The sequence below is a fragment of the Streptomyces yerevanensis genome (assembly GCF_000716805.1).
GTDB lineage: Bacteria > Actinomycetota > Actinomycetes > Streptomycetales > Streptomycetaceae > Streptomyces > Streptomyces flaveus.
In genome coordinates, this window is sequence record NZ_JNWJ01000032.1 from 68,632 (window position 1) to 91,470 (window position 22,839).

At 71.4% G+C, this 22,839-nt stretch carries 23 protein-coding genes, 2 pseudogenes and 1 riboswitch; of the genes and pseudogenes, 19 read left to right on the forward strand and 6 right to left on the reverse strand.

Going from position 1 to position 22,839, the window contains the following annotated elements; translation table 11 throughout:
- Window positions 1–14 precede the first annotated feature (14 nt).
- From OP79_RS29730 to OP79_RS29750, 5 genes are all read left to right on the forward strand, one after another.
- Window positions 15–665 carry a class I SAM-dependent methyltransferase gene (locus OP79_RS29730; RefSeq protein WP_033324534.1) on the forward strand — a complete coding sequence of 217 codons (651 nt, stop codon included), beginning with the start codon at window positions 15–17 and terminating at the stop codon, window positions 663–665.
- 34 nt (window positions 666–699) lie between these two features.
- The gene (locus tag OP79_RS29735; protein ID WP_033324535.1) at window positions 700–1,689 is read left to right on the forward strand and encodes an N-acetylmuramoyl-L-alanine amidase; all 990 of its coding nucleotides are present in this window, start codon (window positions 700–702) and stop codon (window positions 1,687–1,689) included.
- Between the two features lie 161 nt (window positions 1,690–1,850).
- Window positions 1,851–2,756 carry a hypothetical protein gene (locus OP79_RS29740; RefSeq protein ID WP_033324537.1) on the forward strand — a complete coding sequence of 302 codons (906 nt, stop codon included), beginning with the start codon at window positions 1,851–1,853 and terminating at the stop codon, window positions 2,754–2,756.
- A gap of 107 nt (window positions 2,757–2,863) precedes the next feature.
- Window positions 2,864–3,883, forward strand: coding sequence for an LLM class F420-dependent oxidoreductase (locus OP79_RS29745; RefSeq protein WP_033324539.1), 1,020 nt, complete (start codon window positions 2,864–2,866; stop codon window positions 3,881–3,883).
- Between the two features lie 54 nt (window positions 3,884–3,937).
- Entirely contained in the window at window positions 3,938–4,228 is a 291-nt protein-coding gene (locus OP79_RS29750) for a hypothetical protein (RefSeq protein ID WP_033324586.1), read from the forward strand.
- Between the two features lie 151 nt (window positions 4,229–4,379).
- On the opposite strand, the gene OP79_RS29755 is transcribed toward OP79_RS29750, so the two are convergent.
- The 3 genes from OP79_RS29755 to OP79_RS29765 are packed head-to-tail and all read right to left on the reverse strand — an operon-like array spanning window position 4,380 to window position 7,623.
- Window positions 4,380–5,447 (reverse strand): prenyltransferase/squalene oxidase repeat-containing protein, encoded by a 1,068-nt coding sequence (locus OP79_RS29755; protein ID WP_033324541.1) that lies wholly within the window; start codon window positions 5,445–5,447, stop codon window positions 4,380–4,382.
- Window positions 5,444–6,202, reverse strand: a complete 759-nt coding sequence (locus OP79_RS29760; RefSeq protein ID WP_033324543.1) for a class I SAM-dependent methyltransferase — start codon at window positions 6,200–6,202, stop codon at window positions 5,444–5,446. The genes OP79_RS29755 and OP79_RS29760 overlap by 4 nt, the downstream gene beginning before the upstream one ends.
- A complete protein-coding gene (locus tag OP79_RS29765) occupies window positions 6,196–7,623 on the reverse strand; it encodes a glycosyltransferase family 4 protein (protein ID WP_033324545.1) in 1,428 nt (475 codons plus the stop codon). Before OP79_RS29765 ends, OP79_RS29760 begins: the two co-directional genes overlap by 7 nt.
- A 219-nt stretch (window positions 7,624–7,842) precedes the next feature.
- Here OP79_RS29765 and OP79_RS29770 point away from each other — a divergent pair, with 219 nt between their 5' ends.
- Window positions 7,843–8,553 (forward strand): TetR family transcriptional regulator, encoded by a 711-nt coding sequence (locus OP79_RS29770; protein WP_078492090.1) that lies wholly within the window; start codon window positions 7,843–7,845, stop codon window positions 8,551–8,553.
- Window positions 8,554–8,598: 45 nt separating this feature from the next.
- Here OP79_RS29770 and OP79_RS29775 read toward each other — a convergent pair whose 3' ends face one another.
- A complete protein-coding gene (locus OP79_RS29775; protein ID WP_033324547.1) occupies window positions 8,599–8,832 on the reverse strand; it encodes a ferredoxin in 234 nt (77 codons plus the stop codon).
- A gap of 3 nt (window positions 8,833–8,835) precedes the next feature.
- Window positions 8,836–10,299 carry an aldehyde dehydrogenase gene (locus tag OP79_RS29780; protein ID WP_033324549.1) on the reverse strand — a complete coding sequence of 488 codons (1,464 nt, stop codon included), beginning with the start codon at window positions 10,297–10,299 and terminating at the stop codon, window positions 8,836–8,838.
- Window positions 10,300–10,492: 193 nt separating this feature from the next.
- Between OP79_RS29780 and OP79_RS29785 the strand changes: the two genes are divergently transcribed.
- The 11 genes and pseudogenes from OP79_RS29785 (at window position 10,493) to OP79_RS29825 (ending at window position 19,842) form a co-directional block, all read left to right on the forward strand.
- A complete protein-coding gene (locus tag OP79_RS29785; RefSeq protein WP_033324590.1) occupies window positions 10,493–11,518 on the forward strand; it encodes a Strvi_7410 family MBL fold metallo-hydrolase in 1,026 nt (341 codons plus the stop codon).
- A gap of 183 nt (window positions 11,519–11,701) precedes the next feature.
- Window positions 11,702–12,091, forward strand: coding sequence for a response regulator transcription factor (locus OP79_RS29790; protein ID WP_051745018.1), 390 nt, complete (start codon window positions 11,702–11,704; stop codon window positions 12,089–12,091).
- On the forward strand, window positions 12,088–12,951 hold the full coding sequence (locus tag OP79_RS29795; RefSeq protein WP_051745019.1) for an ATP-grasp domain-containing protein: 864 nt from the start codon (window positions 12,088–12,090) through the stop codon (window positions 12,949–12,951). Before OP79_RS29790 ends, OP79_RS29795 begins: the two co-directional genes overlap by 4 nt.
- Window positions 12,948–13,760, forward strand: a complete 813-nt coding sequence (locus OP79_RS50615) for an ATP-grasp domain-containing protein (protein ID WP_051745020.1) — start codon at window positions 12,948–12,950, stop codon at window positions 13,758–13,760. Before OP79_RS29795 ends, OP79_RS50615 begins: the two co-directional genes overlap by 4 nt.
- Entirely contained in the window at window positions 13,751–15,043 is a 1,293-nt protein-coding gene (locus tag OP79_RS50620; RefSeq protein ID WP_157857386.1) for a mannitol dehydrogenase family protein, read from the forward strand. The genes OP79_RS50615 and OP79_RS50620 overlap by 10 nt, the downstream gene beginning before the upstream one ends.
- A complete protein-coding gene (locus OP79_RS54230; protein WP_051745022.1) occupies window positions 15,040–15,846 on the forward strand; it encodes an ATP-grasp domain-containing protein in 807 nt (268 codons plus the stop codon). Before OP79_RS50620 ends, OP79_RS54230 begins: the two co-directional genes overlap by 4 nt.
- Window positions 15,843–16,439, forward strand: a pseudogene (locus tag OP79_RS57255) (MFS transporter); the annotation flags it as partial. The gene OP79_RS54230 and the pseudogene OP79_RS57255, both read left to right, overlap by 4 nt.
- A gap of 55 nt (window positions 16,440–16,494) precedes the next feature.
- Window positions 16,495–16,632 (forward strand): annotated as a pseudogene (locus tag OP79_RS57260) (MFS transporter); the annotation flags it as partial.
- A gap of 266 nt (window positions 16,633–16,898) precedes the next feature.
- Window positions 16,899–17,471, forward strand: coding sequence for an MFS transporter (locus OP79_RS57265; protein ID WP_281193267.1), 573 nt, complete (start codon window positions 16,899–16,901; stop codon window positions 17,469–17,471).
- Between the two features lie 182 nt (window positions 17,472–17,653).
- Entirely contained in the window at window positions 17,654–19,132 is a 1,479-nt protein-coding gene (locus OP79_RS29820) for a sensor histidine kinase (RefSeq protein WP_169786226.1), read from the forward strand.
- A gap of 11 nt (window positions 19,133–19,143) precedes the next feature.
- Window positions 19,144–19,842, forward strand: coding sequence for a response regulator transcription factor (locus tag OP79_RS29825; RefSeq protein ID WP_033324553.1), 699 nt, complete (start codon window positions 19,144–19,146; stop codon window positions 19,840–19,842).
- On the opposite strand, the gene OP79_RS29830 is transcribed toward OP79_RS29825, so the two are convergent.
- Window positions 19,785–20,558, reverse strand: a complete 774-nt coding sequence (locus OP79_RS29830; protein WP_078492094.1) for a phosphotransferase — start codon at window positions 20,556–20,558, stop codon at window positions 19,785–19,787. The two genes, OP79_RS29825 and OP79_RS29830, sit on opposite strands and share 58 nt — an antisense overlap.
- A gap of 88 nt (window positions 20,559–20,646) precedes the next feature.
- A riboswitch (cobalamin riboswitch) is annotated at window positions 20,647–20,736 on the forward strand.
- 143 nt (window positions 20,737–20,879) lie between these two features.
- On the opposite strand from OP79_RS29830, the gene OP79_RS29835 reads away from it, so the two are divergent.
- Window positions 20,880–22,145, forward strand: coding sequence for an SCO2321 family membrane protein (locus OP79_RS29835; RefSeq protein WP_033324599.1), 1,266 nt, complete (start codon window positions 20,880–20,882; stop codon window positions 22,143–22,145).
- 59 nt (window positions 22,146–22,204) lie between these two features.
- Window positions 22,205–22,828 (forward strand): SCO2322 family protein, encoded by a 624-nt coding sequence (locus tag OP79_RS29840; RefSeq protein WP_051745025.1) that lies wholly within the window; start codon window positions 22,205–22,207, stop codon window positions 22,826–22,828.
- Window positions 22,829–22,839 lie beyond the last annotated feature (11 nt).

A 22,839-nucleotide genomic window follows, 5' to 3' on the forward strand; every position in this document is an offset into this window, starting at 1 on the left:
TCAGGAGGATCCTCATGCCCGCGGCCCCCAAGCCCGAGACCCTCGCCGCCTTCGAGCGGGCCAAGGGCTTCATGCCCACCCGCGAGGGCCTCGCTCTGTACGCCGCCGCAACAGAAGCGGGCGCACTCGGCCTCCCCCTCCTGGAAGTCGGCACGTACTGCGGACGCTCCACCATCCTGCTCGCAGCCGCCGCCCGCGAGACCGGCGTCACCGCGATCACCATCGACCACCACCGCGGCAGCGAGGAGCAGCAGCCCGGCTGGGAGTACCACGACCCGGAGACGGTCGACCCGGAGCTCGGCCGGATGGACACGCTCCCCACCTTCCGCCGCACCCTCCACAAGGCCGGCCTGGAGGACCACGTGGTCGCGATGGTCGGCCGCTCACCCCAGATCGCGGCCTTCTGGCGGACACCCCTCGGCCTCGTCTTCATCGACGGCGGCCACACCGACGAGCACGCGACCGCCGACTACGAAGGCTGGGCCCCGCACCTCGCCGAGGGCGGCCTCCTCCTGATCCACGACGTCTTCCCCGACCCGGAGGACGAGTTCACCGGCCAGGCCCCGTACCGCGTATACCTCCGCGCCCTCGCCTCCGGCGCATTCACCGAGGTCTCGGCCACCGACTCGCTGCGTGTCCTCCGGCGGACGAGCACGGGGATCTGACTGCGCCCGGCGGCAGCCCCGTAAGGTGGCTGCCGTGTCGTACGTAGGTCCGGACTTCGATCCTCCCCGCCCGCCGCGCCGTTCCCGGCGCGGGCCCCTGACCGTCGCCGTCGCCGCGCTCATACCGGGCGCGTTGGTGGGGTGGCTGGTGTGGCAGGCGGTGGGGGACTCGGGCGGGGGCGGCTCGGACGGATCGGTGGCGCAGTCCTCGCAGTCGTCGCCGTCGCCGGATACGTCCGCATCGGACACGTCCTCCTCACCCACCACCGGGACGGACGACGCCGACGCCAAGGAGCCCGGCAAGTCCCCCTCCCCCGCCGGCTCCTCGACCTCACGCCCCGCCGCTTCCGGCCCTCTCAAGGGCAAGGTCGTCGTGATCGACCCGGGTCACAACCCGGGCAACTTCCGCCACACCGCCGAGATCAACCGCCAAGTCGACATCGGTACGAACTCCAAGGAATGCGACACGACGGGCACGTCCACCAACGACGGCTATACGGAAGCCCGCTTCACCCTCGACCTCTCGCACCGCATCCGCACACTGCTCGAAAAGCAGGGCGCCACAGTCAAGTTCACGCAGGACGGCGACCGCCCCTGGGGCCCGTGCGTCGACGAGCGCGCCCGCATCGGCAACAACGCGAAGGCGGACGCCGTGGTCTCCATCCACGCGGACGGCTCGGGCGCCGGAAACCGCGGCTTCCACGTGATCCTGCCGGGCGCCGTGAACGAGGGCGACGCCGACACCCGCCCGATCGTCGCCCCGTCCCGCGAACTCGGCGAACGCATCGCCGGCAACTTCGTCAGCGCCACCGGCAGCGCACCCTCCAACTACATCGGCGACGGCACCGGCCTCGACGTACGCACGGATCTCGGCGGTCTCAATCTGTCAACGGTTCCCAAGGTGTTCCTCGAGTGCGGCAACATGCGCGACAGCAAGGACGCGGCCCTGCTGACCAGCGGCGCGTGGAGGCAGAAGGCGGCGCATGGAATCTCTGCGGGAATCGTGAGTTTCCTGCGGGGGTAATGATCTGCGAACGGATCCGGCCACCCACCCCTCGCGGTCGGACGATAGTGTCGTCCCTACGATGAGGGGCCACTCCCGCGCTTCACACCGCGGCCATACGGCGACATGGTGACAGCGACGCCTCCACCGGAGACGAGACGACGACTGATGAAGGACCTGAAGTGAATATCCGCTCTCTCACTCGAGGCGACGGCGTGGTGATCGGAGCAGCGGTGTTGCTGTTCACCGCGTCGTTCCTCGCCATTTATTCCGACGAAGGCGCCGAGGGCGTCGAGATCCCGAGCGCCTGGAGCAGCGGTCCGCTCCTCATGGGTGTGGTCCTGTCGGGCATCTTCGCCGCGGCACTCATCGTGCTCGGACGTGGTCTGCCGCAGGCCCCCAAGGTCGCCGGTATCGAGCTCGGACACTTCGGTATCGCCCTCGCCGTGTTCTCCGCCTGGAGCGCGCTGGGGAACGTGTTCGACCCGGCGGGCGGCGCCGACAACTTCGGCGGCGGCGGCTCGGGCCCCGACGCCGGCATGGGCGTAATTCTCAGCCTGATCGCCACCCTCGTCATGGCCGCCGCCGCGATCGCCACGCCGCTCGTCCCGGCCCTCAAGGGCGCCCTCCTCCCCGCCCCCAAGCCCGCCGCCCCCCAGCCCTACGGCGCCCAGCCGCCGGGTGGTTACGGCTACCCGGGCGCCCAGCAGCAGCCGGGCCAGCCGTTCGGCGGCCAGCCCGGCCAGCCCGGTCAGCCGCAGCAGGGGCAGCCGTTCGGCGCGCAGGGCCCGCAGCCCGGTCAGCAGCAGCCCCATCCGCAGCAGGCACAGGCTCCCCAGCCGCAGCAGGCCCAGGCCCCGCAGGCACAGCAACAGCAGCCGCCCGCCGCGGACTTCTCTCCGTTCTGGTTCGCGGTGCCGGCGCCGCGTCCGCTGTACGGGGAGGACGGCTCGCCGACGCCGATCGCCGAACTGGCGCCCGGTACCTGGTACTTGGCCGTCGAGCAGCGCGGCCCCGGTCTGGTGGCCCAGACGCAGGACGGCCGTCGAGGCGTACTGCAGGACACCAGCGGAATCCAGCGCGGCTGACCCCGCCCGCGCACGACTCACGGCCCACGGCCCTTCGCTCTTCCGAGCGGGGGGCCGTTGTCGTACAGTCACCGTCTTGGCTGACGCTTCGTCAGAAAGGGGCAGGCATGCGACTCGGTCTCGCACTCGGCTACTGGGGACGCGGCCCCAACCCGGACCACGTCCCGCTGGCACAGGAAGCGGAACGCCTCGGTTACGACTCCGTGTGGACCGCCGAGTCCTGGGGCTCCGACGTCTTCACCCCGCTGACGTGGATCGCGGCGCACACGTCCCGTATCAAACTGGGCACGGCCGTGGCGCAGATGGCCGCCCGCTCCCCCACGACGACCGCCATGCACGCGCTCACCCTCGACCACCTCTCGGGCGGCCGCATGATGCTCGGCCTCGGCCTTTCGGGCCCGCAGGTCGTGGAGGGCTGGTACGGCCGCCCGTTCCCGAAGTCACCGCTCACGGCGACGCGGGAGTACGTCGATGTCGTACGCCAAGTCCTGAGCCGCGAGGCCCCCGTTGAGCTGAACGGCCGCTTCCACACCCACCCGTACCAAGGCCCGGACGCCACAGGCCTGGGTAAACCCCTCAAGCCCATCACCCACCCCCTGCGCCCCGAACTCCCCATCCTCCTGGGCGCGGAGGGCCCGAAGAACATCGCGCAGACGACCTGGATCGCGGACGGCTGGCTCCCGTTGTACTGGTCTCCCCTGCGCCCCGACGTGTACGAGGCGTCCCTGACGGACGTACGCGACGACTTCCTGATCGCCCCCATGGCCCAGGCCAGAGTCTGCGAGGACGTGTCGGAAGGGCTGCTCCCGGTAAAGACGATGCTCGGCTTCTACATCGGCGGCATGGGTCACGCGAAGCGCAATTTCCACGCCGACCTCATGGCGCGCATGGGGTACGAGGAGGAGGCGCGGCGGATCCAGCGCCTGTTCCTGGAGGGCCGGCGCGAGGAGGCGGTCCTCGCCGTACCGGACGCGTTCGCGGACGAGATCTCCCTGGTCGGCCCGCGCGAACGGATCGCCGAACGCCTGGAGTTGTGGCGGAAAGGCCCGGTGACAGACCTGCTGGTCCTGTCCCCCGACCGTCACACCCTCCAAGTCCTGGCGGAGCTCAACGTGGCCTCGGCGTAGGCGAATCGAACCCCTGGGCGGTTTCATTCAGGATTCAAGGGGCACTCGATGAGCATGCCCTCTCGATATCGCACCAACCAGGCAGGCAGGGCCATCGCGATCGTCGCCGACATCATGGCGGCGATCCTCGGCCTGTGGATCCTGATGTACCTACTGGACGCGAACCGAGCGAACGACTTCGTACAGTTCATCCAGGACGCGGCCCGCTGGCTCGCCGGCTGGTCCTACGACCTGTTCACCTTCGACGAGGACTGGGCCCGGGTCGTCGCCGGGTACGGGCTGGCCGCCATCGTGTACCTCTTTGTGGGTCACGTGATCGCCAACCGCATATACCGCCACCACTGAGCGCTCCGCGGGTAACGCAGTACGAAAGCTGCAGGCCGTCTGTGGCTGGTCGCTCCCCCACTCTCGGCTGCGCTCGAGCGGGGGGACCTCCATCGCGGCGGAGCCGCAAATCGATACAGTCCCGCGCCCCTAACGGGGCGCTAGGACAGCGCTAGCAGCATTCCGTTTCCAGCCCCCACGGCAACCGCTCCCCGCTGAACACCGCGCACGTCGCCTCGTCCCCGCCCAGTGCGGCAACGGCGAGCAGCAGCGAGCCCGCCGTCCAGGCCGTCAGCTCCTCGGGCCAGACCGCCCCGTCCTCGAAGACGTAGCCCGTCCAGTACAGACCGGTCTTCGGGTCGCGCAGATGCTGGATGGACTGGAGGATCTCCAGGGCCCGGTCGGACTCGCCCACGACCCAGAGCGCCAGGGCGAGTTCGGCGGACTCGCCGCCCGTCACCCACGGGTTGGGGACGACGCACCGTACGCCGACTTCCGGCACCACGAAGCGGTCCCAGTCCCGCTCGATGCGTTCCTTCGCCTCGGCCCCGGTGAGCGCTCCGCCCAGCACGGGGTAGTACCAGTCCATGGAGTAACGGCTCTTGTCGAGGAACCGCTCGGGATGCCGCCGTATCGCATGCCGCAGCGCCCCCACCGCCAACTCCCAGTCCGGCTGCGCCTCTTCCCGCTCCTCGGCGATCGCGAGCGCGCAGCGCAGGGCATGGTGGACGGACGAACTCCCGGTCAGCAGCGCATCGTCGGCCCCGCTCCCGTCGTCCTCGCACCGCCAGCTGATCTGCCCGCCCGGCAGCTGGAGCCGCAGTACGAACTCCATGGCCGAGTAGACGGTGGGCCACATCCGGTCCAGGAAGGTGTCGTCGCCGGTCGCCAGGTAGTGGTGCCAGACGCCGACGGCGACGTACGCGCAGAAGTTGGTCTCCCGGCCGCGGTCGGTGACGTCGGCGGCGTCCCCGTCGGCGTACGCCGCGTACCAGGAACCGTCCTCGTTCTGATGGCGGGCCAGCCAGTCGTACGCCCGCTCGGCGGCCTCGTGCTCGCCCGCCGCGTCCAGCGCCATGGCGGCCTCGGTGTGGTCCCACGGGTCGAGGTGGTGCCCGCGGAACCACGGTATGGCGCCGTCCGGGCGCTGCACGGCGAGCATGCCCCGCACCGTCTGGGCGGCCTGCTCCGCGGTGAGCACCCCGGTCAGGACGAGGTGTTCTGTACGGGGTGTCGTCACGAAGCGTCCACCGAGGCGTCGGTCGAAGCGGCCTCGACCGGCAGATGCGGCTTGGTCGCGTACGCCACGAAGCTCTTGCCCATCAGCGGGTTCAGCGCCTGCTCGGCGACCCGCGTGGCCAGCGGCTTCTTCATGATGTCCCAGACCAGAAGCTTGTGATACGCCCGCACCGGCAGCGCCTTGTCGTTGTCGACGCCGAACGCGCACTTCAGCCACCAGTACGGCGAGTGCAGCGCGTGGGCATGATGCGTGCCGTACGGCTTCAGCCCCGCCTCTCGCATCCGGCCGAGCAGCTCATCGGCCTTGTAGATGCGGATGTGTCCGCCCTCGACCTCGTGATACGCGTCGGACAGCGCCCAGCACACCTTCTCGGGCCCGTAGCGCGGGACCGTGACGGCGATCCGCCCGCCCGGCTTCAGCACGCGCACCATCTCCGCGAGTACGCCCTTGTCATCGGGTATGTGCTCCATGACCTCGGAGATGATCACGACGTCGAACGACTCGTCGGGGAACGGGAGTTGAAGCGCGTCGCCCTCCATGGCGACGGCGCTCGCGCCTTCCGGCGCCTCCCCCGCCTCCTTCATCGCGGCGAACCAGGTCGCGACCTCGCGGATCTCCTCGGCGTTCTGATCCAGCGCCACGACCTGCGCCCCGCGCCGGTAGCACTCGAAGGCGTGCCGGCCGGCTCCGCACCCGAGGTCCAGTACGCGGTCGCCCGGGGCGAGCGGGAACCGGGAGAAGTCGACGGTCAGCACGTGGCCCTGCTTTCGCGATCGGTTACGACTACTTCTGCGGCTGCTTGTTCGACAGCTTCGGCCTCAACAGCGCTGACGGCGGCGGGCCGATGGGCTCCCCCGGCGTCGGCGATCGCCTCGCGATACCGCGCCACCGTCCCCTCGGCCGCCCGCGCCCAGGTGAACCGCTCAAGGACCCGCGCACGCCCGGCGGTTCCGAGCCGCGCACGCAGCGAGGGGTCCGAGAGGAGCCTGCTCAGGGCGGCGGCCAGCGCCCCGGGATCACCCGGCGGGACGGCCAGGCAGGTCTTGCCGTCGGGTCCGGCGACCTCCGGGATGGCTCCGCCGGTGGTGGCGACGAGCGGCGTGCCCGTCGCCATCGCCTCCGCGGCGGGCAGCGAGAAGCCCTCGTACAGGGAGGGCACGCAGGCGACCTCGGCGGACCGTACGAGGTCGACCAATTCCTCGTCCGAGATCCCCTTCACGAACTCGACGGCGCCTTCGAGCCCGTACCGCTCGATGGCCTGGGCGACCGGTCCGTCCTCGGCACGCTTGCCGACGACGACGAGGTGGGCGGCGGGGTGCTCGGTGCGCACCTTCGCGAGCGCCTCGACGAGGAAGACGAGCCCCTTCAGCGGCACGTCCGCGCTGGATGTCGTGACGATCCGCCCCGGCACCTGCGGCACGGACGGATCCGGCGAGAAGAGGTCGGTGTCGGCGCCGATGTGCACGACGTGGATACGTTCGTCGCGTACGCCGAGCTGGTCGACGATCTCCTGGCGTGACGTACCGGAGACGGTGAGGACGGACGGGAGGCGGCGCGCGACGCGCTTCTGCATACGGGTGAAGGCGTACCAGCGGCGTTTGGAGGCCCGCTCGCGCCAGCCGTTCGCCGCGTCCAGCTCCAACTGGCGATCCACGGTGATGGGGTGATGGATCGTCGTGACGAGCGGAGCGCCGATGTCGCCCAACAGGCCGTAGCCGAGGGCCTGGTTGTCGTGCACGATGTCGAACTCGCCGCGACGGGCGCGGAGATGGCGCCGGGCGCGCAGCGAGAAGGTCAGCGGCTCGGGGAAGCCGCCGGTCCACATCGTGCCGACCTCGAGGGCGTCGATCCAGTCGCGGAACTCGCCGGGCTTCGGGGTGCGAAAGGGGTCTTCGGGGCGGTACAGGTCGAGGCTGGGCAGCTCGGTGAGGGAGAGCCTGCCCGGGCCCTCACCCGCGTCGAGTACGTCCACGTCGAGTACGGGGTACGGCTGGGCGCCGATGACCTCGATCCGGTGACCGAGGCGGGCGAGCTCGCGCGAGAGGTGCCGTACGTAGACGCCCTGGCCGCCGCAGAACGGGTTCCCTTTGTAGGTGAGGAGCGCGATGCGCAACGGTCGGTCGCCGTCGGCGGCCGAGCCCTCCTCGGGACCCGCCTCCCTGGCCTCAGCGGTCACTCCGGGCCCCTTTCTTCCAGCAGTTTCCCGCGAGATTACTTCGGGACGGTAATCTAGAACAAGTTTCAGAGTTGATCGTTCAGGGAGCACTGAATCTACCGGCAGGTAGTCCTCCTGTGAGCGGTGGATGGGGTGATTCACGCCACGGCGAGGCCCTAATCTGCTGTCGCTCACCCCACCCCCACCGACCCTCTGTACGAACGTCACGGAACGGGACATATGCCAGCGGAAGCCAACCCACCGGCGAAGACTGCGCTGCCGAAGAACGCACAGCCGAAGACCGCGCAGCCGAAGAGCGCGCAAGCGACGACGAGTTCGGCGGTACGAACGGTCCAGTCGGACTCGCCGCCACTCACCGAACGGCAGGAGGCCCGGCGGCGGCGCATCCTGCACGCGAGCGCGCAGCTGGCCAGCCGGGGCGGTTTCGACGCGGTGCAGATGCGCGAGGTCGCGGAGTCCTCGCAGGTCGCCCTCGGCACGCTGTACCGCTACTTCCCGTCGAAGATCCACCTGTTGGTCGCCACGATGCAGGACCAGCTTGCCCACATGCACGGCACCCTCCGCAAGAAGCCCCCGGCCGGCGACACGGCGGCGGAACGCGTCGCCGAGACCCTGATGCGCGCCTTCCGCGCCCTCCAGCGCGAGCCGCACCTCGCCGACGCCATGGTCCGCGCCCTGACGTTCGCGGACCGCAGCGTCAGCCCGGAGGTGGACCAGGTCTCCCGCCAGACCACCATGATCATCCTGGATGCCATGGGCCTGGACGACCCCACCCCCGACCAGCTCTCCGCGGTCCGCGTGATCGGCCACACCTGGCACTCAGCCCTCATCACCTGGCTCTCGGGCCGTGCCTCCATCGCCCAGGTCAAGATCGACATCGAGACGGTGTGCCGCCTGATCGACCTGACGGACCCGGGCGACGAGGGCTGACTCCCGCACGACCACGATGGCCATGACGAGCGGCTCGAGTGAGCGTCACTCCTCCGGCGGAAACACCGGTTCCCCCGACCCCACCAGGCTGATCATGATCGCCTCCACCGGGCAGCCCTCAGCCGCCTCAAGGACCTTCTCGTTGGCGTCCGTGTCCGGGTCCAGGGGGTGGGACTGGCGGGCGGAGTCGAGGTGGAAGGCGTGGGGTGCCTGGTTGACGCACTGGGACGAGCCGATGCAGACCGAGCGGTCGACCTCGATGTGCCAGCGGTCACCCATCTTCTAGGCCTCACCCTCGTAGCCGTTGGGCAGGTGGATCATCTTGTGCTCGAAGTACTCGCCGTACCCCTCGGGCCCGAACTCCCGCCCCAGGCCGGAGTTCTTGTAGCCGCCGAACGGGCCGAGCATGTCGAGGCTGAAGGTGTTGACGGAGTACGTGCCCGTACGAACCTGACGCGCGACCTCGATGCCACGCTCGACGTCCGCGGTCCACACACTGCCGCTCAGCCCGTACTCCGAGTCGTTCGCGATCTTCACGGCCTCGCTCTCGTCGCCGTACGGGATGAGGCAGATGACCGGCCCGAAGATCTCCTCGCGGGCGATCCGCATGGAGTTGTCGACGTCGCCGAAGAGCGTCGGCTCGACGTACCAGCCCTTGTCGAAGCCGGCCGGACGCCCGCCACCGGTGAGGATCTTGGCGCCCTCCTCCTGGCCGATGCGGATGTAGTCGAGGGAGCGCTGCTGCTGGCGCCGGGCGACCAGCGGGCCGAGTTCGGTGGCCGGGTCGAGCGGATCGCCGATCTTCAGCGCGCCCGCGACGGCGGCGAAGGCCTCGGCGAACTCGTCGTAGCGGGAGCGCGGCACGAGGATGCGGGTCTGGGCGACGCACGCCTGGCCGTTGATCATCCACGCGAAGGGCGCGATGCCGCCCACGGCCGTCTGCGCGTCGGCGTCCGGCAGGATCACCGCGGCCGACTTGCCGCCCAGTTCGAGGGTGACGCGGGTGAGGTTGCGCGAGCAGACCTCCATGACCCGCTTTCCGGCGCCGACCGACCCGGTGAAGGACACCTTGTCGACGCCCGGATGCCCGACCAGGTACTCACTCACCTCACGGTCGGCGGGCAGGATCGACAGCACACCCTCCGGCAACCCGGCCTCGGCGGCGATCTCCGCCAACAGATAGGCGTCGAGGGGGGTTTCGGGCGACACCTTCAGGACCGCGGTGCAGCCCGCCAGCAGCGCGGGCGCGAGCTTGGCGGCGGCGGTGAACTGCGGCACGTTCCACGGCACGACGGCCGCGACCACACCGACGGGTTCGCGCCGCACCAGGATCTTCCCGAGCACGCCGTCGCGCTGCTCCTCGTACGTGAAGCCGCGCGCGGTGGTGATCGCCGCGTCCCACACCATCATCGAGGCGAGCGCCTGCACCATCACGGAGGAGGTGTACGGGGTGCCGTTCTCGGAGGAGATGACGCGGGCGATCTCCTCGTGCCGTACGGCGAAGGCGTCCTTGATCCTGCTGATGACCTCGATCCGCTCGTCGAGCGTCATGCGAGGCCAGGGCCCCTCGTCGAACGCCGTACGCGCCACCGCGACCGCCCGGTCCACATCGGCCGCCGAGGCGTGCGGCACCCTCCCGATGACCTCTTCCGTGTGCGGCGAGACCACCTCGATGACGTCCTTGCCCAGGGGGTCCGTCAACTCCCCGCCGATGAACAGCTGTCCGTGTTCCACGAGCTCGGTCATGAGCGACTGCCTCCTGCGGAGCCGGGCGATCCCAGTTGCTGATCTCAGTTACTGATCTCAGGTACTGACACTTTCTGACGCTGTTTCAGATGCGTACGAGGAACTGATACCAGTTCTAGTTACCATGAGCAATGGCCATGTCGAAGAGGAGCAGGATGAGGACCAGGATGGGGAATCGATGGACGGGGAATCGATGACGCAAGTGACCGACCATGGCGGGGGCGTACGGTCCATCAGGGTCCCCATTCCGGACAACCCGCTCGGCTACACGCTGGTGTACGTGCTCGACACCGACCGCGGCCCGGTCCTGGTCGACACGGGCTGGGACGACCCCGAGTCCTGGGAGACACTGACCAACGGCCTTGCCGGGTGCGGCACTTCGGCATCCGAGATCCACGGGGTCGTCATCACCCACCACCACCCCGACCACCACGGACTGTCCGGCAAGGTACGGGAGGCCTCCGGCGCCTGGGTCGCGATGCACGAGGCGGACGCCTCGATCGTGCGGCGCACGCGCGAGACGCGGCCCGAGCGCTGGTTCACGTACATGACGGACAAGCTGACGGCCGCCGGCGCACCCGAGGAACACGTGGCGCCCATGCGCACGGCCCAGCCCCGCAACCTCCCCGGCCTCTCCCCCGCCCTCCCCGACCGCGAGATAGTCCCCGGCGAACTCCTCGACCTCGCGGGCCGCCGCCTCCGCGCGATCTGGACGCCCGGCCACACTCCGGGCCACGTCTGCCTCCATCTGGAGGAGGACCACCCGGCCCAACTCCCCGGCAAGGGCCGCCTGTTCTCCGGCGACCACCTCCTCCCGGAGATCACCCCGCACATCGGCCTGTACGAGGACCCCGACGACGCCACGGTCATGGACCCCCTCGGCGACTACCTCGACTCCCTCGAACGCATCGGCCGCCTGGCCCCCGCCGAGGTCCTCCCGGCCCACCAGCACGCCTTCACCGACGCCCCGTCCCGCGTACGGGAGCTGCTGACCCACCACGAGTCTCGCCTGACCGACCTCCTCTCCCTCCTCACCACCCCCCTCACCCCCTGGCAACTGGCCGAACGCATGGAGTGGAACCGCCCCTGGGCCCAAATCCCGTACGGCTCACGGAACATCGCGGTCTCCGAGGCGGAGGCCCATCTGCGCCGGCTGGTGAAGCTGGGGCGGGCGGAGGCGGTTACGGGGAGCGAGCCGGTGACGTATGTGGCGGTTTGAGGGCGGAGGCTAGCTCAGCAGCGTACGGATCAACGCGCTGCCCCGTACCCGCACCCGTACGTCCGGCGCCAGGAGCATGAGAAGACACTCATCCCCCTCTCACACCGGACTCACCGCGACGGCCCAAGCTGAAGGGAAGCTGAAGACGCTCCTGATTCGCCTGGAGTTCACCAGGAGGTCACCTTGTCTCGAATCCTGGTCGTCGAGGACGAGCCGCACATCGCATCCCTCGTGGCGAAGGCGTTGCGGCGGGACGGGCACGATGTCGTGCTGTCGGAGGACGGGGAGGTCGGGCTGTTCATCGCGGTGGCGGACGGCGTGGACTGTGTGGTTCTGGACCTCGGCCTGCCCGGGCTGCCGGGGGCGGTGATGCTGGGGATGCTGCGTGAGGAGCGCCGGGAGCTGCCGGTCGTGGTGTTGACCGGGTACGACGACCCGGAGCACCGGGCCGAGTGTCTGGCCGTCGGGGCGAACGCGTTCCTGACCAAGCCGTTCACTGTCGCCGCGCTGCGGAGCGCGGTCCGTGAGCAGCTCGCCGTGGCGGGAGCCGCAGCGCGGGGAGACGGCCGGTGAACCGCGTGGTGGTGCTCACCGACTCCCGGTATCTGGGGCAGCGCATGCCTGGCGCTCTGATCGAGGCGTTGCGTGCACGGGACATGCCCGCCGTGTCGGCCCGGGCGGATCGGCTGGTCGCCGAGGTGCGGGCGGAGGAGGGTACGGCGCCGGAGCCGGTGTGGGGGATGCGGCGGGCGCTGCCCGCGCTGCGGCCGGGTGATCTCGTGGTGCCGCGGACCCGGAACGCCTTCGCCCTGTCGCTGCTGGCCCAGGCGCAGCTTCGCGGGGTGCGGACGGTCAACCGCTGGGAGGCGGTCCAGGCGGTGCGGGACAAGCCGTACGCCGTGCTGCTGCTGGCCCGGGCCGGGGTGCCCACCCCGCGCACGTTCCTCGCCGACCGGCCGGGCGCGCTGGCCGGTCTGCCGGGCGCGGTGTGGCCGCTGCTGCTGAAGCCCCCGTACGGGGACAACGGCCACGGGATCGTGCGGGTGGACTCCCCGCGTGAACTGGAGCGGCTGCCCTGGTCCGAGGGCATGGTGCTCGCCCAGCAGTACGTCGATGTGGCGGGGGTCGACGTGAAGCTGTACGGGGCTGGGGAGCGGGTGTGGGCGGTGCGGCGGCCCTCGCCGCTGCTCGCTCCGGCGGAGGAGTGGCCCGAGCCGGTCCCCCTGCCGGTCACCAGGGAGCTGCGGACGCTCGCGCTCGCCTGCCGGGACGTCTTCGGTCTCGATCTGTACGGCGTTGACGTACTGCCGTCTCCCGACGGGCCGTTGGTGGTCGATGTCAACGACTTCCCGAACTACACGGGTATCGCCGAGGCTCCCGATGTGGTCGCCGATCTCGTCGAGTCCCGGCTCACGGAGGTGGTTCACCCGTGACCGTGCCCCTGGCCGACGCGCGCGTCGTTCTCGTCCACGGCAGGAAGCCGACGTCCCACTCCATCGTCTGGGGCCTGCTCGCTGGGCTGCGCGCCCAGGGAATTCGCGTCCAGACCTGGCAGGAAGCTCCGGACCTGTCTCCGGCCGTCTTCGCAGACGCCGACCTGATCGTCCTGCGCTCGGTCCACCCCGCCACGGCGGACCTGGCGAGGGCCGCCGCCCCGCCGGGAGCCGCCTGGTGCAATCCTCCGGGGGCCACGACCGTGGTCGCCGACCGGGTGGAGACCTGGCGGCGGCTTCGAGCGGCGGGCCTCCCGGTGCCGTCGGCGCGGGTCGTGCACGACCCGCGGGCGGTGGCGGCCATCGCCGCCGACGGGCCCGTGGTGGTGAAGACAGCGCTGGGCAGCCGCGGGGAGGGGGTGGCGATCCTCGAGCGGGGTGAGGGCCGGCAGATCGGCGGCCAGGGTCCCTGGCTGGTCCAGGACCGGGTGCCGGGCGACGGCTGGGACCGCAAATTGTTCGTGGTCGGGCGGTACGTCCAGGGCACGCTGCGCCGCTGGCCGACCCGGTCGCTGACGGAGAAACTGGGCCGCCCGCTGCACCTGGACGCCGAGCTGGCCTCACTGGCCCTGGCCGCGGGGGGTGTGTTCGGGCTGTGCGACTACGGGGTGGACGTGCTCGACGGACCGGACGGCCCTGTGATCGTCGACGTCAACGCCCTCCCGGGGTTCAAGGGAGTACCCGGCGCTCTCGACCTCCTCGTCGACCACCTCCTGGGGCACCTGGCCGGGAGGAAGCCATGCGCGTAGTGATCGTCGGTGCCGGAAAGCTGGGTTGCGGCTACCTGGTGCCCCTGTTCCTGGGAGCGGGCCGCGAAGTCCTGCTCGGCTGCCGTACCCCGGATACCGCCCACCGCATCCGATCCGCCGGCGGCTGGCGGGTGCGGGTCACCGGCGAGCCGCCCGAGGAGGTCCACGGCGTCGCCACCGCGGCGGTGGGCACCACGGAACTGGACGAGGCCGTCGCGGCCGCGGACCTGGTCGTGCTCTGCGTCGGTGTGGCCAACGCCGCCGGAGCCGCGCCGCACCTGGTGTCCGGGCTCGCCGCCCGTCGGGGGCGTCCGGTGGATGTGTGGGTGGTGGAGAACGCCGAATGCGCCCCTTGGGTGGGCGAAGCGCTCGTCGACACCGCCTCGGCCCGCGGGGTGCAGCTCCCGCCGGTGGGGGTCGCCGGGGCGGTCGCCGGGGTGACCGTGGGCCGCGGCAGCTGGCACGAAGCGGGGGTGCCCGAATTCGTCGGCGACGGCGCGCGACGGCTGGTCGTCGACGCCCGTCCGCTGCGTCTGGCGCCGCCCGCGCTGCCCGGCGTGCAGACCACCGGCCAGTACAGGGCCCGGCTGCGCGAGAAGCTGTTCGTCCACAACGCCGGCCACGCGCTCGCCGCGTATCTCGGCTGGCTGCGCGGCCACCGCACCATCGACACGGCGATCGGCGACCCGTTCGTCCGGCCGATCGTGGCCGGGGCCCTGCTGGAGGCGCGGCGCGCGATCCTCGCCGCGTATCCGGGCCTGCTGCAGGGACGCAGCATGGACCACGGCAGTGACGTGCACGGGCCGGTGGCCGACGCGCTCGCCCGCTACGGCAACACCGAACTCTCCGACCCGGTCACCCGGGTCGCCCGCGAACCCCTCCGCAAGCTCGCCCCCGGCGACCGCCTGCTGGGCCCGGTCGCCCTGCTGCGCCGGACCTCCCACCGCGTACCGGCGCACTTCGCGCTGGGCATCGCCGCCGCGCTGCTGTACGGGTACGGCGACGAGGTGGTGCCGACGGCCGACGCCTCGGCGCGCCGACTGCGCCGGCTGCTGGACGAGCGGGGCGTGTTCGCCGTACTGACCAGTGTGTGCGGCCTGGCGGCCGACGATCCGTTCGCCGCCGCGGTCGCCGCCCGCTACCACGGCTTCGTGTTCACCGACGACGGCGTACGGTTCCCGCCGGCGGCCCCCGCCACCGGCCTGGAGGCTCCGCTCCCCCGTGCTCTGTCCGACCGGGGGGACGACTGGAGGGAACGGCTCCCCGGGCAGGTGGTCCGGTGAGCCGGGCGCGGGCCTGCGTCCTGGTCGAGGCCGGCTCGGACACGGGCCGTAACCCGTTGCTGCGCCCGCTCCGCGCGGCGCTGGCCGTGCGCGACGTGAGCTGCACGGCCTTCGACGCCACCGCGCCATGGACCCCCGCGGACCTGCCGACGGCCGATGTGTTCCTCGTCAAGGGCGGCGACCCGGCGGTGCTCTGTGCCGCCGGTGCCGCGGCCGACGCGGGGGGCGCCTGCCTCAACGACCTCACCGCGACGCTGCGGGCCGGCGACAAGGCCCGGGTGCTGGCGCTGCTCGACCGGGCGGGGCTACCGGTCCCCGCGACGACCGTGGCCGCCGACGCGAACGCGGTGGCGGACCTGCTCCGTACGGCCGGGACGCCCCGGTTCGTGAAGCCGCTGCACGGACAGCATGGTCAGGGAGCGGGCCTGCTACGCCCGGGCGAGCGTCCGGCGGGCGCCGGCCCCTGGCTGGTGCAGGAGGTCGTCGACGGGCCCGGATTCGATTACAAGCTGTACGGTGTCGGCGGCCTGGCCGCGGTGCGGCGGGTCCATGTCGAGCCCGGCCGCGTCGACGGGCCGCGCGTCCCCGTACCCGATCCGGACCCGGGGCTGGTGCGGCTGGGGCTGCGTACCGCCGAACTGTGCGGGCTGGTCTGCTGGGGCGTCGACATAGTGACCTGCGCGGACGGCCCGGTCATCGTCGACGTCAACGCCTTCCCCGGCTACCGGGGCGTACCGGACGCCGCCGGCTGGATCGCCGATGCCGCCCTCGCCGCCGCAGGCGCGGCCGGGAGACCGGTATGAGCGCGCTGAAAGACCTCCGCCCGGGCGGCGTCCGCGGCGGCCATCCGGTGCGGGCCGTGGTCGTGGAGGGCTTCACCACCCGGTTGGCGTTCGGCATGGTGACCTTCGCAATGCCGCTGTACGCCCTGCAGCTGGGCATGTCGCTGACCGAGATCGGTGTGCTCGTCGCGATGAAAGCGATGGTCGAGCCGGCCGTCAAACCCTTCATGGGCCGGGCGGTGGACCGGTGGGGCGCCCGGCGCGGCTATCTGACCGCGGTGACGATACGGCTGGTCGCGTCGGTGCTGCTGTTCACCGCCACGACGCCCGCCTCGCTGTACGCGGTGCGCCTGGTCCAGGGCGCGGCGTCGGCCGCGCGTGATCCGGCGTCGATCAACGTGGTGGCCGACTCCGGCGCGCAGAAGCTCGGCCGTACCTTCTCGCTGTCGTTCGGCGCGAAGGACCTGGGCGCCGTGTCCGCGGGGGCGCTCGGCGGGATCGTGCTGTCCGGCAGCGGCAACGACTTCCGGCTGCTGTGGGCGGTCGTCGCGGTCATCTCCCTCGTACCGGTCGTCGTGATCTGGCTCTGGGTTCCGCGCCCCGAACGGCAGTCGGTGGACGTGGCGGTGACCGCCGGTCCGGCCGTGGCCGGTCCGGTTGTCACCGGACCGGCCACGGCTCGGGACGAGCGGCAGCATCGCCGGACTGCTCACCTCCGCGCCACCGCTCTGTTCCGCGGTCTTCGGGGGCATGGCGCCGTGTCTCGCCCGCCGGTTCGGGCCGGGCGCCGTGGTCGGCTCGGGCATGCCACCGGACCGGGTACCGGTGGTCTGGCCGCCGACTGCCCGGCCGACGCCGCACGGCCGGGGGGCCCGCCGCGTAAGGGGTCCTTTCACTATGAGCGCCCGATCAGGTCGCGTGGTCTGGTGCCGTGCATCGCAAGGCGCCGGAAAGCCCTCGTAGCGGAGCTACTAGGGCTTTTCGGCAACGCGGCGAGGTGCGGTGCCAGACCACGCGACCCGGGCGGGCATAGTGAAAGCACCCCTAAGCCCCAACGCCCCGCCGGAACACGGGTGTTCCACGACCCCCGGCTGCGGCTGCTGTGTGTCCTGGGGCTGCTCGCCGGGGCGACCGCCCACATGACCCACGGCCTGTTCCCCGTGATGGCCGCCGAGATCGCGGACCTGAGCCCCGGGCAGATCGGCGCGATCTACTCCGCGTCCGTCTTCGTACTGCTCCTCGTGGGGCCACTGGCGGGCCTGGCCGCCGACCGGTTCGGCGCGGCACCGCTCACCGGGGCGCGCGGGATCGCCAACACGCTGTCCTCCCTGCTGTACCTGATCTTCCCGACGGCCGCCGGCATGCTGACCGGCCGACTGGTCGACGAGGCGGGGAAGGCCGCGTTCCGGCCGCCGTGGGGGAGCCTGCTGGCCCAGGCGGCACGCGGCGCCGGACCCCGGGCGGGCCGGGTCGCCGCGGCCCTCGACACCGCGCTGTCGGTCGGCGAGGCCGCCGGACCGATCATCGCCACGCTGTTGTGGGACATATGGGGTCTGGCGGCGTTCCTGCTGGTCCGCGCCGGTCTGGGCATCGCCACCGAACTGTTCGTCACCCGGCGCCTGCGCCGCACCGCGCCCGCGCGGTGAGCGGACCTGCGCAGATCCGGGCCTGCGCGGCCCCGGATCTGCGCAGACCGGGATCGGCGCGACCGGGATCGGCGCCGCCCCCGAATCGGCGCAGGCCCGGACCGGCACAGCCCCGACCGGCGCAGACCCTGACGGCCGTACCAGGAGTGCCGTAGACGGCGGCACGGCCCACGATGAGGTCGATGACGACGACTCGACGCAACCGGGTGCGCGCCCTCGCCGCGCTGCGATCCGTCCGGGTGCGTGTGCTCGCCTCGATCCTGCTGCTCACCGCGCTGGGGATGACGCTCGCGGGAGTCGCGGTCCACCTGGTGCAGAACTCCCGGATCGACCACCGGGTGCGGCTGCACGTGGACCGGGAGGCGGCGGAGTTCGAGAGGTTCCTCGCCACAGCGGTCGATCCGCGGACCGGTAAGCCGTTCGCGTCCCTCGACCGGCTCCTGCTCACCGCCACGCAGCGCAACGTCCCCGACGAGCACGAGGCGCTGCTCTCCGTGATCGACGGCGTGGTGCGCTACTCCTCGCCAGGGTCCAGGGGTGAACGGCTCAGCGCAGACCCCGCCTTCCTGCGCACGGTACGCACGGTGACCGCCGACCGGGAACCGGCGCTGAGGGCCGTCGACACGGCCGCGGGGCGCGTGCAGATCGCCGTACACCCGGTGGTCCGCCAGGGCCACACGGGGGCTTGGGTGGTCGTGCACTGGACCGACAGCGAGGAGGCCGAGTTCACCGACGTCATGCGAACCTACGGCCTCACGGCGCTCGGGGCCCTGCTGCTGGCGGCGATCGCCGGCTGGTTCGTGACCGGGCGGCTGCTCGCCCCTGTCCGGCTCCTGCGGCGCACCGCCCTGCGGACCACCGACACCGACCTCACCCAGCGCGTCAGTGTCAGCGGGCACGACGACCTGTCCGAACTGGGACGCACCTTCAACGCCATGCTCAGCCGCCTGGAGAAGGCGTTCACCGGCCAGCGGCAGTTCCTGGACGACATCGGGCACGAGCTGCGCACCCCGATCACCGTCGTACGCGGCCACCTCGAACTCCTCGACAGCTTCGAACCGGCCGAGGTGGACGAGGTCAGGGCACTGGCGATCGACGAGCTGAACCGCATGGCCCGCATGGTCGACGACCTGCTGGTACTGGCGAGAGCCGAGCGACTGGACTTCCTGCGCCTCGAGACGGTCGACGTCGGCAGCCTGATCGACGGTGTCCTCAAGAAGGCGCGTGCACTCGGCGACCGCCGCTGGGGGGTGGACGCGCGGGCGGAGACCGAGCTGCCCTGCGACCCCCAGCGCCTCACCCAGGCCCTCCTGGAGCTCGCGCACAACGCGGTCACGCTGACCGGGGAGAACGATACGGTCGCCCTGGGTTCCGCCGTCGACGAGGCGGACGGGACCGTGCGACTGTGGGTCCGCGACACCGGCCCGGGAGTGGCGTCCGACGACGCGGCCGGCATCTTCGACCGCTTCCGGCGTGGCACCGCATGCGGCCGCGACGGCTCGGGGCTCGGCCTGGCCATCGTCCGGGCGATCACGGAGGCGCACGGCGGCCGCGTCATGCTCGACTCCCACCCCTGGCACGGCACCACGTTCACCCTTCTCATCCCCCGGGCGCACGCCGACCGGCGAGCCCGCGTCCCGGCCCGGGCGCCGGTGGGATGAGCCGGATCACGATGAGCCGAATCCTGATCGCCGAGGACGAACCGCGCATCGCCGCCTTCGTCGAGAAAGGGCTGCGTGCCCAGGGGTTCACCACCACCGTGGTCGGCGACGGAGCCGCCGCGCTCGACCGCGCCACGAGCGGAGAGTTCGACCTGCTGGTCCTCGACCTCGGGCTTCCCGTGCTGGACGGCTTCACCGTGCTGCACCGGCTGCGCCAGTTCAACGCGGACCTGCCCGTCGTCATCCTCACAGCCCGCGACTCGCCCCACGACGCGGTCGCCGCTCTCGAAGGGGGCGCCGACGACTACATGGTCAAGCCGTTCCAGTTCGCGGAGCTGCTGGCCCGTATCCGGCTGCGGCTGCGCGACCACCGGACGGCGGAGCCGGCCGTGCTGCGCCACGGCGACCTCTCCCTGGACCTGCACACCCGCCGCGTACGCGTCGACGGACGCGTCGTGGACCTCACGGCCAGGGAGTTCGTCCTCGCGGAGTGCTTCCTGCGCAACCCCAGCCAGGTGCTCTCTCGCGAGCAACTGCTGTCCCACGTCTGGCAGTACGACTTCCACCCGGGGTCGAACATCGTGGACGTCTACGTCCGCTACCTGAGGAACAAGCTGGGCCACGACCGCATCGAGACCGTACGCGGCATGGGCTACCGCCTCGCCGACCCGCCGCCGCGACCCGGCGGCGAGGACCGTTCGGTCCGATAACCGCTACTTCTATAGCGAAATAAAGACTCAGGACACTGGCTCAGCAGCGTACGGATCAACTTGTCTGCCTCCGTGAGGAGTTCGAGCTCGTGTGGGCTCATCGTCGGTTGGGCCGCGCGGCGTTGGAGTGCCTGGGGCAGGGCTCGCAGGAGGGGTGGGGCGGGGCAGGTGGGGAGTAAGGCGGTCAGCATGGTGTGGGCCAGGGAGGCTCGGGGGTCGTCGGCGACTGCGACCTGGGCCAGGATCACCGCGGACATGGCCCAGTCGAGGCCGGGTGGGCCCTCTTCCGTGTTGGCCCAGTCGATCACCATCGGGCCGGACAGGGTCACGATCACGTTTTCCGGGTGCAGGTCCAGGTGCAGGACGCGCGCGATGAGGTCGGGCGACAGGCGGGGCGGGATCGTGTGGAGGCGGGTCAGGAGTTGGGCGAGGGTTGTTCCCGCCTCCCCGGCATCGAGTTCGCCGGAGGCCACCGCTTCGAGCATCGTCGGGCCTGACAGACGCTCCATCACGAGGTCGGTCGGCGCGTCGGTCACTCGTACGCGCGGCACCGGGTAGCCGTGACCGCGTACGTACTCCATGACGGCCGCCTCTGCGGACGCGTCCCCGTAGCCGTCGCGATAGCGGCGCAGCACCCACCCCTCGTCGTCGAGTGCGTACACATCCGCCGTGCGGCCGGAGCCGAGCAGGCCGCCCACCCCTATGGGACTGTCCATGAGCCGAAGCTACCGGCGCCGCACAGCCGGGCCTCAGCGTTTCTCTACGGGCCGGTACAGTAAACAGGTCGTCATCACGCCCGTACGGGGGGAAGCCGGTGCAAAACCGGCGCTGACCCGCAGCCGTGAATCGCCCGGCGCATCAGAGCAGAGCAACGGGCGGTGAGCCGGAATGCCCCGCACGGAAGTGACCGGCTCGCGTCACCGGGAACCGCCGGTGACCGGCACCGTCGAGGCATACGGAGCCGAGCCGCCCGGGGCTCTGGGCTGCCCGGCTCCCTGTAGGGAGAGCCGATGAGCTCAGAGAGGCACCCGCCGATCATGAACGTTCGCCGTAGCGCCGCGGTACTGGCCGCCACCGTCGTGATCGGTGCGGCATGCGCGCCGGTCGCCCTCGCCGCCGAGTCGCCCTCCCCGTCGCCGTCGCCGTCGTCCAAGGCGTTGCCGTCCGGGCTGTTCGGCAGCGCCGATCCGACGTACGACGGCGTGTGGCGGCAGTCGCTTGCACTGCTCGCCCAGCACACCGTGGGTGTGAAGCCCGCGAAGTCGGCCGTCGACTGGCTCGTCGGGCAGCAGTGTGAGAGCGGGGCGTTCGCGCCGTACCGCGCCGACGTGAGCGTGAAGTGCGACGCCAAGACGATGGTCGACACGAACAGTACGGCCGCCGCGGTGCAGGCCCTGGAGTCGCTCGGCGGGCAGGACATGGCGGCGGACAAGGCCGTGGCCTGGCTGAAGTCCGTGCAGAACAAGGACGGTGGCTGGGGCTACGCGGCGGGCGGCGCGAGTGACGCCAACTCGACGTCGGTCGTGATCGGCGCGCTGGTGGCCTCGGGCGAGAAGCCTGACGACGTACTGTCCAAGGGCGGCGAGTCCCCGTACCAGGCGCTGCTGAAGCTGTCCGTCCCCTGCGACGAGGACGGCGGAGGCGCGTTCGCCTTCCAGCCGGACAAGAAGGGGAAGCTCGCTGCGAACGCCGACGCGACGGCGGCGGGCGTGCTGGGAAGCCTGGGCAGCGGGTTCGTGGCGAAGACCGGGGAACTCGCGGCGGAGGAACCCGCGTGTGCCGACGGTGGCGACAAGTCCACGCCCGAAGACGCCGTACACAACGGCTCCGCGTATCTCGTGAGCGCCCTCGCCAAGGACGGCTACCTGAAGTCCGCCCTCGCAGGCGCCGAGGACCAGCCCGACCACGGCAACACCGCCGACGCGGTCGTCGCGCTCGCCGCCGCGGGCCGGACCACCGACGCCGCGAAGCCGCTCGCCTGGCTGGAGAAGAACTCCGGCGACTGGGCGGCGCAGAGCGGCCCGGCCGCGTACGCCCAGCTGATCTTCGCGGCGCACGCGACCGGTACGGACCCGCGCGCCTTCGGCGGCGTGGACCTGGTGAAGCAGCTCGGCTCGACCGGCCCGGCGGGCTCGGGTGGCTCGAACGCCACCGCCACCGACACCGCCGTCCCCAGCAAGGAGAAGGAGCAGGACGAGGACAGCGGCGTCAGCGTCTGGTGGATCGTCGGCGTCGGCCTGGTCGGCGGCATCGGCGTCGGCTTCCTGATCAGCAGCCGCAACAAGAAGCAGCCGCAGCCGTGATCCGCCTCCGCCGTCGTACGTTCCTGCTGGTCCTGGCCCCACTGTTCGCCGTCATCACCATGCTCGCCTCGTCAGGGCAGGCCCACGCGGCCGGTTACCGCTACTGGTCCTTCTGGGGCCGCGACGGCGGCACCTGGGTGTACGCGACCCAGGGTCCGTCGACCGCCAGCCCCTCCGACGGCGACGTACAGGGCTTCCGCTTCTCGGTGAGCGAGGACTCCCGGGACGCCGTGAAGCCGCGCGGGGCCGCGGAGTTCGCGACGATCTGCGCGAAGACGCCCGCGCGGGACGGCTCGAAACGGGTCGCCCTGGTCCTCGACTTCGGCACCAGCACGGACGCGCCGTCCGGCGAGACGCCACCCCGTCCGCGTACGGCCTGCGCCCGCGTCCCGGAAGACGCGACGACGGCGGACGCCCTCGCCACGGTCGCAAAGCCGCTCCGCTACGACACGAACGCCCTGCTGTGCGCCATCGCGGGCTACCCGCGTACGGGTTGCGGCGAACAGATCTCGGCCACGGAGCCGACGACGACGCCTTCGGCCACGTCTCGCGATACGAGCGCCTCCGGCAAGAGCGACTCCCACGACCAGGGCCCGTCGCTGGGCCTGCTCGCAGGCATCGGGGCCGTCGCCGTGCTGGGCGCGGCGGCGGTCTGGCAGACGCGTCGGCGGCGCAGCGGCTGACGGTGGACGCG

Coding starts and splice junctions, on each gene's coding strand:
- OP79_RS29730 (WP_033324534.1), top strand. CDS start 15: ATGCCCGCGGCCCCCAAGCCCGAGACCCTCGCCGCCTTCGAGCGGGCC.
- OP79_RS29745 (WP_033324539.1), top strand. CDS start 2,864: ATGCGACTCGGTCTCGCACTCGGCTACTGGGGACGCGGCCCCAACCCG.
- OP79_RS29750 (WP_033324586.1), top strand. CDS start 3,938: ATGCCCTCTCGATATCGCACCAACCAGGCAGGCAGGGCCATCGCGATC.
- OP79_RS29770 (WP_078492090.1), top strand. CDS start 7,843: ATGCCAGCGGAAGCCAACCCACCGGCGAAGACTGCGCTGCCGAAGAAC.
- OP79_RS29775 (WP_033324547.1), bottom strand. CDS start 8,832: ATGGGTGACCGCTGGCACATCGAGGTCGACCGCTCGGTCTGCATCGGC.
- OP79_RS29780 (WP_033324549.1), bottom strand. CDS start 10,299: ATGACCGAGCTCGTGGAACACGGACAGCTGTTCATCGGCGGGGAGTTG.
- OP79_RS29785 (WP_033324590.1), top strand. CDS start 10,493: ATGACGCAAGTGACCGACCATGGCGGGGGCGTACGGTCCATCAGGGTC.
- OP79_RS50620 (WP_157857386.1), top strand. CDS start 13,751: ATGCGCGTAGTGATCGTCGGTGCCGGAAAGCTGGGTTGCGGCTACCTG.
- OP79_RS29820 (WP_169786226.1), top strand. CDS start 17,654: ATGACGACGACTCGACGCAACCGGGTGCGCGCCCTCGCCGCGCTGCGA.
- OP79_RS29825 (WP_033324553.1), top strand. CDS start 19,144: ATGAGCCGAATCCTGATCGCCGAGGACGAACCGCGCATCGCCGCCTTC.
- OP79_RS29830 (WP_078492094.1), bottom strand. CDS start 20,558: ATGGACAGTCCCATAGGGGTGGGCGGCCTGCTCGGCTCCGGCCGCACG.
- OP79_RS29835 (WP_033324599.1), top strand. CDS start 20,880: ATGAACGTTCGCCGTAGCGCCGCGGTACTGGCCGCCACCGTCGTGATC.
- OP79_RS29840 (WP_051745025.1), top strand. CDS start 22,205: ATGCTCGCCTCGTCAGGGCAGGCCCACGCGGCCGGTTACCGCTACTGG.